Source organism: Methylobacillus rhizosphaerae (genome assembly GCF_900187985.1).
GTDB lineage: Bacteria > Pseudomonadota > Gammaproteobacteria > Burkholderiales > Methylophilaceae > Methylobacillus > Methylobacillus rhizosphaerae.
Window position 1 is genome coordinate 1 of the sequence record NZ_FZOA01000006.1, and the last position, 12908, is coordinate 12908.

The 12908-nt window shown below is 49.4% G+C and carries 14 protein-coding genes; 6 read left to right on the forward strand and 8 right to left on the reverse strand.

Annotated elements, in window-relative coordinates; all coding sequences use genetic code 11:
* The coding region (locus tag CHB59_RS07500; protein WP_143738699.1) for an IS3 family transposase at positions 1–317 on the forward strand (317 nt) is incomplete at its 5' end.
* 156 nt (positions 318–473) lie between these two features.
* Here the strand turns inward: CHB59_RS07500 and CHB59_RS07505 are convergent.
* Positions 474–1427: a nucleotidyl transferase AbiEii/AbiGii toxin family protein gene (locus tag CHB59_RS07505; RefSeq protein ID WP_089375630.1), complete on the reverse strand. Its 954-nt coding sequence runs from the start codon at positions 1425–1427 to the stop codon at positions 474–476.
* On the reverse strand, positions 1424–2047 hold the full coding sequence (locus CHB59_RS07510) for a hypothetical protein (protein ID WP_089375631.1): 624 nt from the start codon (positions 2045–2047) through the stop codon (positions 1424–1426). Before CHB59_RS07510 ends, CHB59_RS07505 begins: the two co-directional genes overlap by 4 nt.
* Positions 2048–2632: 585 nt before the next feature.
* Here CHB59_RS07510 and CHB59_RS07515 point away from each other — a divergent pair.
* A complete protein-coding gene (locus tag CHB59_RS07515) occupies positions 2633–2866 on the forward strand; it encodes a hypothetical protein (protein WP_089375632.1) in 234 nt (77 codons plus the stop codon).
* A 53-nt stretch (positions 2867–2919) separates the two neighbouring features.
* Here the strand turns inward: CHB59_RS07515 and CHB59_RS07520 are convergent, their stop codons facing one another.
* On the reverse strand, positions 2920–4851 hold the full coding sequence (locus CHB59_RS07520) for a DUF7133 domain-containing protein (RefSeq protein ID WP_089375633.1): 1932 nt from the start codon (positions 4849–4851) through the stop codon (positions 2920–2922).
* Positions 4852–5013: 162 nt separating this feature from the next.
* Between CHB59_RS07520 and CHB59_RS07525 the strand changes: the two genes are divergently transcribed.
* Together CHB59_RS07525 and CHB59_RS07530 are read left to right on the forward strand one after the other, a co-directional pair.
* Positions 5014–5970 (forward strand): AraC family transcriptional regulator, encoded by a 957-nt coding sequence (locus CHB59_RS07525; protein WP_089375634.1) that lies wholly within the window; start codon positions 5014–5016, stop codon positions 5968–5970.
* A 190-nt stretch (positions 5971–6160) separates the two neighbouring features.
* On the forward strand, positions 6161–6586 hold the full coding sequence (locus CHB59_RS07530) for a hypothetical protein (protein WP_089375824.1): 426 nt from the start codon (positions 6161–6163) through the stop codon (positions 6584–6586).
* 63 nt (positions 6587–6649) lie between these two features.
* Here the strand turns inward: CHB59_RS07530 and CHB59_RS07535 are convergent, their stop codons facing one another.
* From CHB59_RS07535 to CHB59_RS07545, 3 genes are all read right to left on the reverse strand, one after another.
* Positions 6650–6991: a hypothetical protein gene (locus tag CHB59_RS07535; protein ID WP_089375635.1), complete on the reverse strand. Its 342-nt coding sequence runs from the start codon at positions 6989–6991 to the stop codon at positions 6650–6652.
* A 74-nt stretch (positions 6992–7065) separates the two neighbouring features.
* Entirely contained in the window at positions 7066–7365 is a 300-nt protein-coding gene (locus CHB59_RS07540) for a hypothetical protein (RefSeq protein WP_089375636.1), read from the reverse strand.
* A gap of 286 nt (positions 7366–7651) precedes the next feature.
* On the reverse strand, positions 7652–8644 hold the full coding sequence (locus tag CHB59_RS07545; RefSeq protein WP_089375637.1) for a hypothetical protein: 993 nt from the start codon (positions 8642–8644) through the stop codon (positions 7652–7654).
* Between the two features lie 130 nt (positions 8645–8774).
* Here CHB59_RS07545 and CHB59_RS07550 point away from each other — a divergent pair, with 130 nt between their 5' ends.
* Positions 8775–9419 (forward strand): LuxR C-terminal-related transcriptional regulator, encoded by a 645-nt coding sequence (locus tag CHB59_RS07550; RefSeq protein WP_089375638.1) that lies wholly within the window; start codon positions 8775–8777, stop codon positions 9417–9419.
* Positions 9420–9462: 43 nt separating this feature from the next.
* On the opposite strand, the gene CHB59_RS07555 is transcribed toward CHB59_RS07550, so the two are convergent.
* Together CHB59_RS07555 and CHB59_RS07560 are read right to left on the reverse strand one after the other, a co-directional pair.
* Positions 9463–10728 (reverse strand): PQQ-dependent sugar dehydrogenase, encoded by a 1266-nt coding sequence (locus CHB59_RS07555; protein ID WP_089375639.1) that lies wholly within the window; start codon positions 10726–10728, stop codon positions 9463–9465.
* A gap of 242 nt (positions 10729–10970) precedes the next feature.
* Positions 10971–12038, reverse strand: a complete 1068-nt coding sequence (locus CHB59_RS07560; RefSeq protein WP_245835091.1) for a DUF481 domain-containing protein — start codon at positions 12036–12038, stop codon at positions 10971–10973.
* A gap of 377 nt (positions 12039–12415) precedes the next feature.
* Between CHB59_RS07560 and CHB59_RS07565 the strand changes: the two genes are divergently transcribed.
* Positions 12416–12844 carry a hypothetical protein gene (locus CHB59_RS07565; RefSeq protein ID WP_089375641.1) on the forward strand — a complete coding sequence of 143 codons (429 nt, stop codon included), beginning with the start codon at positions 12416–12418 and terminating at the stop codon, positions 12842–12844.
* Positions 12845–12908 lie beyond the last annotated feature (64 nt).

Below are 12908 nucleotides of genomic sequence, written 5' to 3' on the forward strand. Positions count from 1 at the left end.
AGGTGCTAGTCCACTCAGATCAAGGTAGTCAGTTCAGCAGCTATGATTGGCAGGCATTTTTAAAAGCGCACCGTCTCAAACCTAGCATGAGCAGACGAGGAAATTGCCACGACAATGCAGTCGCAGAAAGCTTCTTTCAATTGCTGAAGCGGGAAAGGATACGTCGGAAGATTTATGAGCATCGAGAAGCCGCCCGCCAAGATGTATTTGATTACATCGAGATGTTTTATAACCCTAGGCGTCGACACAGTTTCAATAATGGCCTATCGCCAGTAGAGTATGAAAAGCGTTATTTCGAGGGGCTGGAGACTGTCTAGAATAGTAGGGGCGATTCAGTGAGCGTTATGGCAATGGCACTGAGAGCTTCCTTATAGAGCATTGGCTTTAAGAAGTTGTTTATTTTCGTAGTCAAACTACGAATTTTTCATCCGGTCTTCTCTACATCCATGGCAAAGGCCCGAGGCTGTATGCTGTCATAAACGAGTAATGTGTTTCTGGATGCGGGCAAGGATTTCATCAAACGGAACCTGCCCAGCGTAGTAGAGCGCGGCGGTTTCCTGATACTTACCTTCGTACAGTTCGCGTACTTGGGGGTTGTTCAGCACAAATGCCTCATTGCTGGCGATGTCCAGGTTGTCACCGGCCCTGAAGCGGACTGCTTTCCTGTCGTAGTATTCCTCTGTGCCAATAAACGCAAGCACCTCTGGGCTATCTAGCAGGCAATACAGGTCGTAATAGTGCCGGAGAAAATTCTTTGGAAACGCTGCACTTTGCTGTTGCTGACGGAACTTGGTAGAAACAGTTTGCAGTTTCTCTACAAAGGTATAGGCCGGACTATAACAGGGGACGTCAATGGCACGATTATCAATAACATCCACATGGCTTGACTGCGCAGCATCCATGGCCCAGGAGGAAATGGTGCATGGCATATTGGGGGCTGTGTCATCAAACCCGACCTCCAGCAGCACACCTGCCTTGATGCCTGGAATATGCTCCATATGCGATTGATAGTTCAGTCGAATACCTGCGCTGCGGAATTTTTCATCATCGAATTCCTGATCCCGCTCAATTGAAATCAGACCAGGTATCTGTATCTTGGAGGCAAGCCATTCAAAGAACTGCCTGCGGGATTCGATGTGGGTGGGCTTGTCGTGGTTTTTGCCGGACATGACATGCTGGTCTTCCGGGGGAAGGATATGGATGTCGATATCTTCGGAGAACCGATCGATGAGCCGGAAACCCTTGGATAGCGAGGTGCCTCCTTTAAGCTCGAACTGCCAATCCTCCTGTTGTAGCCCCCAAAGGCAGTGCATGATCCAGTAGTCCTTTTCAATCAGGCTCGGATCGATCTGGTGGCGCTCCCCCAGAATACGCAATAGGTCAGGAAAGTCCTGCCGGTCATGCAGGAAACTGGCAGCCCTATTCATGCGGCTGAGCCTTGTTGTTCGGCAGTCTGCCAGCGCTTCATCAAACGCTTGGTGGCGGCTGAACCATATTGCTCCAGTGATTTCTGGAGTTTCTGTCGATCAAAAGAGGCAAGCTTACGCTGGGCTGCTGCTAGGATGCTCCCCCTATCCTCAGCAAGATCATCCAGATTGTTAAGCATATCGACCAGCAGATACTCCGGTGTGACCTGATGAGGGCGCGGAAATCTGGGTTTCATTCGAAACTCATAACGCCGGCGCTCCAGGACGAACTCTCCATGGCGCTTGTGGTTGTAGACCACGGTTTTGTTATAGAGCTGAGTGGTCCCAAGACGCAATGAGTTGTATACGCTGGGGTTAAAGCTCAGGAAGTTCTTGTCCTTCAGGAAAGCCGCCAGTAGCTCATTCTCATCGGGTGGGACTTCGCCAAAAACATTTTTTTTGGGTTTGTAGTACAAGCCCTGTGCAAGCTTGTGCAGGGCGCCTTGGTCGACGAGCTGGCGCAACTCACGATCCACACTTGTGGAGTATGGTGCGAGGTCTTCGCGGCGATACACCTTGCCAGCCCGGACATGTTGGGCCAGTAATGTCGCCTTGGATTGTGATGATGCACGCGCTTTCATGAATGATTTCTCATTAATATTTCATGCAATATGATAACACTTTATCATTTTAGTTCATAGTGTTATTGGCGCACCCCTTGTCACAGGAGTTTATCTCAGAGGGGGTCTTCTTCTTGCGTCCTCCACATCTGAATCGCTTGTCAGTACTAGTCATTTTCGAGTACTTTTGAAATACTGTTTCTCGAACTCTACTGTAGGGAAACCGTCACAAAACATGCCGTAAATCATTAATAATACGGTTAAATACAGCTAAAAATAAAACATGCAGGCGTTGTAAGTTAATGATAAATAATAACTAAAAATTTATATTCGCCCCTACGAACCAAGGGGTCAGGAGTTCGAATCTCTTCGGGCGCACCATTTTAAACGGCTTCCAACAGGAAGCCGTTTTTCATTTCTGCGCCCTATGCAGAACGATACACCGCCCACTTCCAGAAACAGCATGCTGCCCAGCTTCAGCTGTATCCTATTCCATCACCATATAGGAAATTTCCTACAAAAATTTCCACACTTCCTACAGAGCATATAGGGCATTCACGCTTATAATTCTCACAATCAACACTAGATACTTGTCAGGAGCACGCAATGGGTCACAACATCGAACAGTCCATCCATGATCTCCAGCATAGTATTGAGGTATTGCAGGCGTTGAAGGAGGAAATTGAAACCAGGCTCAGCGTTCTGACAGTAGAGGAAGTGCTGGGTGTTATTGCTCGGCAGATCCATGCTGCCAGTCAGCAAAAGCATTCTTTTTCTCTGGCAAAGAAGCTGGACGCCCATCTTCCTGATCCATTCAGGGCTCCCTTGGTCAATACCTGAATATCCACCCAATAAAAAAGCCGGGATAACCCGGCTTTCAAGACTGCTTCCGCTTATTTCACCGGCAGATAAACCAGCTCACCTGCTTTCATATCAGGCATCAGGATAAAACGGCCATCCACTGTCACACTGATATCGGCAGAGGACTGATGCCCCTCGCTAATCAGTTGTGGCGTGGCACGAGGATCTGTCAGCTGCCAGACTTTCCCACCAGCCCAGTCACTGATGTATAACACGCCATCAGTATCGCGCACCAAGCCGTCTGCACCACCAAAGCCCTGATTGAGCAAGGTAACTGCCGCGGTCTTACCTGCATAATTGACCTGGAACAGCTTGCCACTGCCGAAATCGGCTACCAGTAATTGATTGACGCCATCCAGCAGCAACCCATTCGGGCGCTTAATGCCAGATTTCTCATTGACCAACTGGCGTATCTTGCCTGCAGGGGAAATCTGGTAGATAGCCGCATGTTTGCCATTATCATCTCCGCTATCGGATACATAGACATTGCCCAAGCCATCAATTTCGATGTCATTCAGGAACACGGGGATGGATGGAAAATCAGAAGGCTTGGCGATGACTGTCTTGCTGCCATCCAGGCCGATTTTCACGACTTGATCCACATCTGCCACATACAACTGGTTATTGAACAGATCCATTCCCTTGGGGTCATTCAACCCATCTGCCAGTGTCTGGCGGCTGCCATCTGTGTTGATAATGGTAATCTTGCCGTCACCGTTCTTGCCGAACTCGCCGATTTCCGAGACAAAGAGGCGACCATCAGGATGCGCCACTACAGATTCAGGCATCGCCAGCCCAGTTACTTTACCTGCCCCCTTAGCGGCAGGCGCAGTAGTTTTCTGGCCGTAACTGACACGGTAGATCACGCCACTGTAATCATCGGATACCAGCAAGGAGCCGTCATTCAACTGCAGCACATCGGTAGGCCGTCCCCAGGCAGCACCGTCATTCAGCCAGCCATCAATGAACACTTCTGTCGCCTTGGGTTTGTGGTTTTCATCAAACACCACACGCATGAGCTGATAGCCCACCGGTTGGCTGCGGTTCCATGAACCATGCTGGGCCACAAAGGCATTACCCTGATATTCAGCGGGAAATTGCTTGCCGGTATAAAACTTGAAACCAAGATTGGCGCTATGAGCCTGGAATTCGACTACAGGCGGCGTCACACTCTGTGGAGGTTGCTTGTTCTGCCAGTCTACCGGCCGCGCATCACGCCCGCCAAAATAAGGAAAACCAAAATGCTGACCAGCCTTGGGAGCTGCGTTCATCTCATCATGCGGGATATCATCCCCCATCATGTCCATGCCGTTATCGGTAAAATGCAACACCCCTGTCCCGGGCTGGAAATCCATGCCAACTGAGTTCCTGACACCCTTGGCAAACACTTCGACATTTTTCCCATCCGGGTCCATGCGCAGGATACTGGCCTCCACTCCCTGTGGATCACAGATATTGCAAGGCGCACCAACGGTGACATACAGCTTCTTGTCAGGACCGTAGGCAATATAGCGCCAGCCATGGTGGGACTTGTTGGGCAGCTTATCGTAAATGACCTCGCGCATATCCTTGAATGGCAAGGACAGATCAAAATCAGGGGCTGCATAACGCGCAATGCGATTCTGCTCAGCCACATATAAATTGCCATCGATCATTGCAACGCCATTGCCGACCGAGAGGTCATCCAGGATCGTGACCACCTGGTCTGCCTTGAAATCCTTATTCTTATCCACAACAGCGTACACTTTGTTGCCACGCGTACCGACATATACAGTGCCATTGGTACCCAATGCCATCTGGCGTGCGCCTGGCACCTCCGCATACACCTCGACATTGAAGCCCGCTGGCACCTTCAGCTTATCGAGATTGGCCTGTACATCGGCTATATCTGCATAGCTGCTCATGGCAGCACCGCCCAGAACCGAACCAAGCAGCACCCCCATGGCGCGCAATTGAATTTTCATCGTGATCTCCTTTTCATCAACGTTTTCATAATATTGCCAGTGTATTGAACCTTAATGCCGGAATAAATGCACAAAGCTCGCCATCTATTGCCTATTTATATTTAAATCTCTCTTATTTTGCTAAAATAAAGCATATTTCAAAGCCTAATTATAAATAAACACATGATTAATCAAGATTGCTGGCAGGCACACGATCGTCACAACATGATGGCGCTACTCAGGAAATTGACGCCTGCGGAAGGTTTCACACCTACTATGCTTGATGACGTCAAGCTCATGCGCTGGAACCGTTATCTTCCTCGCAACCCGGTACTGTATGAGCCGAGTATCGTCGTCGTCTGCTCAGGCCAGAAGATCGGCTATCTTGGCCAACAGGTATTCCATTACAATCCTCAACACTTTCTCGTACTGTCCATCCCCTTGCCTTTCGAGAGCGAAACCATTGCTTCTGAGGAAGAGCCCCTGCTTGCCATCTCGATCCGCATCAACATCTCCATACTCTCAGAGCTGATCATGGTGCTGGATCAAGATACGGGACACAATCCCAGCACGCACTCGCATGGCATCGTTTCCACCCCGCTGGATTGCAAACTGTCCAACGCCGTATTGCGTTTGCTGCAAAGCCTGGACTCTGCCACCGATACCGCCATTCTTGGCAATGCCATCATCCGGGAAATTCATTATCGGGTCTTGACCAGCGACCAAGGAAAGTCCATCCGCGCCTTGCTGACCCAACAGAACCACTTCCGGAAAATAGGGAAAGCATTACGCCGGATCCACAGTGAATATTCCCAGACCCTGAGTGTGCCACAGCTGGCAGCAGAAACCGGGATGAGCATTGCGGCATTCCATGCCAGTTTCAAGGCGGTCACGGCCACATCCCCCATGCAGTATCTCAAGACAACACGCCTGCACAAAGCCCGCCTGATGTTGCAAGATGGTATGACTGCTACCCAGGCTTCATCCAGGGTTGGATATGAAAGTGCCTCGCAATTCAGCCGGGAATTCAAGCGCCTATTTGGCAGGACACCTGTCGAGGATGCCGCAGCGCTAAAGCAATCACTCATTACCATGCCATATGAATCTCCGCCATATATCGCTCTGCATCAGCCATCCTAGATATCTGGTCATAAAAGCAGCATGAGACCAACCATTAACCGCAAGACTGTCTACTCCGCGTGGAAGAAACCAGTTAACCATAGGTAGGAAAATTCCTACATCAAGATAGGAAGAATCAGGCTGACGCTCTGTAATCAATTCTTCATATGATTTGCCTAGAATGCAGTTCACCATATTCAAGGATGTCATCATGTGTAGAGGCGTAAAAGTCACAGACCACACCGGTACTGAAAAACATATCGTATTTCCCCATCCCCAGGCAGCCCTGCCCATCCAACATGCCAATGGCAAAACCAAGTGGATCCGCTGGGGAAACAACCTGGAAGAAAAGGAAGGCGGTTTTTTCATCGGCGGTTGGGCGCGACAAGCCTCCCTGGAACAAGGCAAATGGGACAAGCTCAAGCCTGAGCCAGTTGACTTGATTGTTGATGAATTCCTTAGCCGTGACCCTGAGCGCAATGCGCACTGGATTGATATTCCTGCGGGCCATGTCATCAAGGGCATCATTGCCACACACCATGACGAACGCCGGGTATATGTGATCACGACAGAGCCTCCTGAAGAATACGCCTGGATGGAGGATCGCTGGCCGCTGATCGCCCCCCTCCAACAATAATAAGTAACAGATGACATTAAAAAAGCCTGGTCACCCGCCAGGCTTTTTTAACATACACCATTCTTATGATGCGTCTCCTGATACGTGGCAGTATTGCGCTACATCATTGCCCGCCTCGCTGAACCTCGGCTCCTCGTCCTGATATATCTCGACTACAAAATCCCGTGGATACCCATAGTTGCCATCGGCATCCTTGACCAGGTACTGACCGCATACCACACTCATCTTGCCATGCTGGACCTCCTGCAGATTTTCGAACTTGGCAGTCTCAGGATTCTCAATCTGCTGTAGAGCAGCGGCCTTGGCTGCATCAATCCCTTTACCATCCAGCATCCGGATCTGAGTAAATGCCACCCAAACCAAGATCAATACCAGAACCATAACAAACAGTTTCGATCTGGACATACGAACACCTCTTTCTTCTTGTTACCAACATATTCATTTCACAACGTGATCTGGGCTGTAATCCCGGGCACTCACTACATTCTGACGGTGTTTTTGTTAAACACGCTAAGCGTATAACGGCAAATGCCTTTATCGACCAACGCAGGCGCTTGATACCCAGCCACACTATCGCTCCTGGCTAGACGCCGGCCTTCAATATCCTTGTATCTGCGCGGCACATCCTGGTTCCGGACACTCAACATATCCTGCTGCAACATTTGCACAGATGTAGCATGCTGACTGCGGCACATTTCAGCAGCCATTACCTGGCTACCAGCAGCATGAATGACAAATACTATCAATGACAGGATGAGCACACGGAATGTTGATTTCATTTCCTTCTCCCAAAGTCATACCAGATATTTATTGTTTGTCTGCTGACCGGGCCATGCCCGATCAAGCAGATATATCACCATGATAGTCAATCACATCATGACCTCTCATAGGACAGAATTACCACTTTGCGTCGGATGGTGCTGACACATTCAGCAAGGTCTCCATATTCGGAGACCTTGGTCCTTATCAGCAATATTAGAAAACCAGCCAGATCAGCACCAGAACAATGACAGGCACTCCCAGCAACCATGCGATGATATAAGGCATTTTCTCTCCTTTATATTGTCAATATGTGTTCTTAGTTGAAACGTGCACCACACCACGCGCCGTTAACACACCGGCGAAAACCGCGGCGACGAGACTCACCAGGAAGCCCAATGTCGCCCATAGGGCAAACCTGGCTGTCATTTCGGCAACCTTGTCCGCAGCAGCCTTGGCCTTTTCCTTGCTGGCAACATAGGCGTCTTCCAGTTTGGTGACCTCCGCATCAGCCTGCTCCCTGGAAACACCGGCTGCATCAGCCAGGGTGCTGACTACACGATCCCGGTCTATTGTCCTGCTTTCAGCATCACCACTGCTTAAGTAACGTGTTAATGCATGCCAGTAGGCACCACGCTTACTTCTACCCTGGTGTTCATCAGTCACTTGCTGGTCAATACTTTCCCTGGCATTGCGGAAAAACGCTTCCACTTCCCGTTTCATATCCCTCCCCATCTCAGGTCCGGTATTAGTGGCGAGCAACGCTCCACCGGCAATCGCTCCGTTGCCTGCAAGACCGATAGCTCCGGCCGTGGTCTTGAACGCGCCACCAGCAAGATTGGTAAAGACGCAAGCCCCAGCGATAGTCGCCAACGCCCAGATTACGATACCCATTAACGCACCTCGGCAACGTGTAATCTCACCTGCCGATAACACCGCAACAATGGTGCCAGCCGTCAGTGACAATATCCAGGACACAATCCACCATAAAGAAGCCCCAATGCCAAAAGCCTGAGCTGATGGCGTCTCCCCTGTATTAACGGGCTCAACAAAGCTGAAACCTATACCTGTCCCCAGCAGGCTCAGCACTAACTGTATGGCAATGGCCACAGCCAGCCCGGCCAGAATCGCACGCCATGAAATGGGCAATATAATCCACTCTTCCCGTGTTGATGCCTCGCTATGCAACGTTGCCATCTTTGCCTCCTCATTAATCATGATGTTGTATTCAGCCTTGAACTGGCGTGAGTTGTAGCGTATGGAAAGCAGGCGCCTGCTGTCATAGGCAAAGCACCTCAATTATTGTCAGCGCCATCCTACAAGAGTAGTCCCCCGGATTTTTCTGACATACTCGTACTACATTGTCCTATAGCAGGGAATACAAAACAGCATCATGCTGATCGGCTATACCATAGATCATTGATACGCCATGAAAAGGATCGCGTTGATCAGCGAAAACCGTCTGATCAATTACTCACTTTTACATCTGCTATCCAGACATAACGACTTGCAGATCCAGAATATTTATCCAGGTCTGGACGCCTGCACACAGAAACATCTACTTGCCAGACACCATGACCTGGTGGTTATCAGCCTTGCTCCCTACAGATCTGATGCACTGGAATTGCTCGCTCACCTGCAGGATATTACAGCGCGGATTCCGCTGCTGATCTTAAGCAATGGAGAAGACAGACACCTGCTGCGCAATTTCATCCGAGGCGGTTGTAAGGGATATCTGGAGAAAGACGCAACAGCAGAAGACTTTATGCAAGCTGTTACCGACATCTGTGCCGGCAGGCATTATCTACCTGGCAGGCTGGAACCTGGACACTTGCTGCACGGCACGCCGCTGCCGCACGATCAACTTTCCAGGCGTGAGCTCCAGGTATTTCTGAAACTGATCCAGTGCAAACCCATTGTCATGGTCGCACGTGAACTTGACGTCAGCCCGAGTGCGGTCAGTGTATTTCGCAATCGGGTCTTGAAAAAGCTGAACTCACGAAGTAATGCAGATTTTATTTTTTATGCGCTGCAACACCATTTGCTGCGTGTGCCGGTATCACCATCACATTGAGGTTGGAAAAAAACAAGCCGGGCATGCCCGGCTTGTTTACTGACTACTCCATCCAGAGGAATTGATCATTGTCGGTTTTCATGAAAAACCGGCCATTTTTGTCAATCTTGAGTACGCGGATACGGTATTCGCGCAATACAGGTTCAGCATACACGAGCCGCTCGCCTTCCTTGCGCATGTACAGCAGGCTGTTGTCTGCCATTCCCGCCACAAAGAAACCATCTTCCCAATATTCATTCTTTCCTGTCCGGGGATACTTGGCAATTGCACCCACCCCTACCGATGGCAGGAACGCAAATGCTGGCTTCTCGAAATTCTCATGCGAGTTGTAATTGTTGCCGTAATAGTTACCCATGCCTTCGCGCTCATACAATGTGCCATAACTCACCACAGGCCAGCCATAGTTCTTGCCCTGTTTGATGAGGTTGATTTCATCCCCACCCTTGGGACCATGCTCTGTTTCCCACAGCTCATTACTTTCACGGTCAAAATACAAACCACCAGAAGGAGAGCGCAAACCGGTGGCATAAATTTCAGCACTGAAATCCCTGAGGTTGATCTTGATCATTTTACCTAAGGCGGTATCCGGATTCTGTACTCCATCCGGTTTGGAAAAATCGCCTACACTGAGGAACATGGTATGGTCATCAGCCCCCAGCACCAGCTTCCCTCCCACCTGGTGTCCAAGGAAAGGCTCCTTTACAGCAGGATAAGTGAGGAAAATATCACGACGGAAAGTCAACTCGGAGTTTTCCTGGTCCAGCTCGAATGCAGACACAGCAAGCCTGGCACCATTTGCCTCGTGATCCCAGGTAGTATAAGCAAGATACAGTGTGTTCCCGACCAGCAGGGAATCCTTTACGCCAGCAAGTTCCCTACAGTAGACCAGGCCGTCATACTCATCACCCTTACTCTCCTCGCGCGGGGAAGTCTCGGGTTTGCTGATCGTATCGGCATGCTTGGTGATTTCAATATCACCGGATGCATTGATCTGCGTGAAATACACTTCTCCACACTTGGTAATGAACAGGAAACGCTTGTTACCCAGCATTTCGAAAGGCCCGGTAGGATATTGATCGCTGAATGGCAATTCACGCACTTGCAGATCTTCATTGCCAAAAATCGAGCTCAGTTTTACCTGGCGGGCATCTGGCACGATTTCATCGACATCCACTTCCGCGAAATAGCCCTGGCCGAACGGCCACCATTGCATGTGATACTGATAGGCGCCAACAAAAAACAGGATGGCTCCCAACAGAATCGCCAGTAGTATAAAAAGAAGCTTTCTTGATTTTCTTAAAATGCTCATTGAGTGCTGCCTTATTCATGTCAATTAATACGGGAGTTTTCTGCAGCAGATCTCCCTTTTCAACAGACAATTGCGTCCAAAACACCGTGGGAGAATATCCATGTTGCGCCCCTGAGTGTAATGGTGTGCCTGCGCTATGAGTTTGAGGACATGCATCGCATTTCCTGCATGATTCCCAGGCTAATACTAGCAGAGTCCTGCAAACCTCCCTATCAAAACACCCTTGAACCTGCCGGTGTCAATTATTGCCAGCTATATCCCAAGCCAAAGATCAAAGCACTATCCACGCTCTTGCGGCCTTCTGCCGGCTGACCAGCCCAATCCAGATTGTACTGAATGGAAGCATTGAAATTCTCGATAATCGGGAACCTCAGGCCAGTTTTGGTAAAGGCCAGCGCATTACTGGCGCTATCCAGTCCCAGCAACACTTCATGTTCGTGGAAGAACTGGGTATTACCACCCAAGATACGCTGATCATATTTCACCGCCCAGCGTGCGCCAGGATAACTTTCATTCTCGGCATCATAATAATTGACGGTCACATAATTCAAACCACCTTCGATGAACAGATTGAGGTCTGGTCGCTCATATACCTGGTAACCGCTACCCACACCGGTCATGGTACGGAGCTTGATATCGCGGAACTTGTCATTTTCCAACGTATTGTTGGCGTAGACATACCACTTCTTGCTGATAAAACGGTCCAGTTTGATTGAAGAGCGGTTATTGAACTGAGTGTTATATCCATCGCTAGTAGCACGGTTCACTACCGCTGCCACAGTCAAACGATGATTCAAGGTACGTGCTATCGACTCACCATCCAGCCTCAGTGTTGTCGTATCTGTATTCCCTTGGGTAATGGATCCACCCAGGTTGATACGCCCGCTCCAGTTGACACCAACACCGGACAACTCCGGTGTTGCATTGATATACATCAGGTCAGACAAGGGAATTTCTTTGGTCTGAGCTTCGCTATTTTCTTGCTGCTCTTGTTGCGCCAACTGAATGGTTGCCTTGCCTGCCTCATTACTTTCAATGGGTGTCTTGATATTGGTACGGTCCGTCAATGTCACGGCCAGTGGCTCATCTGTCTTGATTGTTTCAATTTCGGACCAGGTAATCTGGATATCCCCGGCATAGGAAGTCTTGAATACCACTTTTTCGTCTAGTTTTCTGAGCACTTTTCCGGTAATCACGTCACCATTCTTGAGACGTACTTCATCGGCCTCCGCAGACAATGACAATAATCCGAGACTTACCATCCATGCACTCACAACTACCCATTTGATTCCCACTATGCGACTCAACACTCATCCTCTCCAGCCGTTTGTTCAGAAAATAAACAGCTTGTTATTCGTTAACTATCTTAATCAAAGACTCATCGATGTCAGCCATCTACCAGGCACAATTATCCCCGGTCACTCGATACAACTTGGCCAAACCATTTTGCGGTTGGCAGGTCGCCTACCTGTCTTCCCGAATTGACTCGCCTACCCCGACAACAGATAGCACGAATGAAAAAATACTCACAAACACTCTTACTATTTTAGTATCCAATTCCGCTTAGGCGCAAACCAGAGAAAATCAGGAACAATTTCTCATACAGGAATTTCACTTGCCATACGGATCCCCATACACTGGAATGAATATGCGAAAATAACTCATCAAGCGACTAAGGAAAACCTGCATGTACAAGCTACACACCCTGACTGCCATTGCGCTATTGCTACAAAACGCTGCAGCATTTGCAATATGCAAGGACTATGGCAATTTCACCCCTGAGGCTGACAGCCCAATCATTGGTGGAGTGGCATTTGCAGATTATAAAGACGACAAGATAGACGCTTATTTCTTCGGGGAAATGTGCTGGACTGCATCCGAGATTGCAGAGGAAGGCAATCGACGCATTTTTTACAAGCTGATTGCCAGCCATGATGCCAATGGTCGCATCGCAGGCTATGTGCCGCTGGCTGAATCTGCCCCAAGTATGTTCACCTGTCCACCACACAGCGTCCAGTCTACGGCAGATGGCTATTTCGACCATATAGATGGTGCAAAACCCGGCTTTCATACCTTTATCTGCACCTCACAGCCCCAAACTCCTCATCCAGACTGAGTCTGGCGAGCAGGATTGCGTGAGTGCCGGGCACAAACCCGGGCATGAATACCCGCATAAAGTT

Excerpts from the sequence above, each read along its gene's own strand:
- CHB59_RS07505 (WP_089375630.1), bottom strand. The coding sequence starts at position 1,427 with ATGAATAGGGCTGCCAGTTTCCTGCATGACCGGCAGGACTTTCCTGAC.
- CHB59_RS07510 (WP_089375631.1), bottom strand. The coding sequence starts at position 2,047 with ATGAAAGCGCGTGCATCATCACAATCCAAGGCGACATTACTGGCCCAA.
- CHB59_RS07515 (WP_089375632.1), top strand. The coding sequence starts at position 2,633 with ATGGGTCACAACATCGAACAGTCCATCCATGATCTCCAGCATAGTATT.
- CHB59_RS07520 (WP_089375633.1), bottom strand. The coding sequence starts at position 4,851 with ATGAAAATTCAATTGCGCGCCATGGGGGTGCTGCTTGGTTCGGTTCTG.
- CHB59_RS07525 (WP_089375634.1), top strand. The coding sequence starts at position 5,014 with ATGATTAATCAAGATTGCTGGCAGGCACACGATCGTCACAACATGATG.
- CHB59_RS07530 (WP_089375824.1), top strand. The coding sequence starts at position 6,161 with ATGTGTAGAGGCGTAAAAGTCACAGACCACACCGGTACTGAAAAACAT.
- CHB59_RS07535 (WP_089375635.1), bottom strand. The coding sequence starts at position 6,991 with ATGTCCAGATCGAAACTGTTTGTTATGGTTCTGGTATTGATCTTGGTT.
- CHB59_RS07540 (WP_089375636.1), bottom strand. The coding sequence starts at position 7,365 with ATGAAATCAACATTCCGTGTGCTCATCCTGTCATTGATAGTATTTGTC.
- CHB59_RS07550 (WP_089375638.1), top strand. The coding sequence starts at position 8,775 with ATGAAAAGGATCGCGTTGATCAGCGAAAACCGTCTGATCAATTACTCA.
- CHB59_RS07555 (WP_089375639.1), bottom strand. The coding sequence starts at position 10,728 with ATGAGCATTTTAAGAAAATCAAGAAAGCTTCTTTTTATACTACTGGCG.
- CHB59_RS07565 (WP_089375641.1), top strand. The coding sequence starts at position 12,416 with ATGTACAAGCTACACACCCTGACTGCCATTGCGCTATTGCTACAAAAC.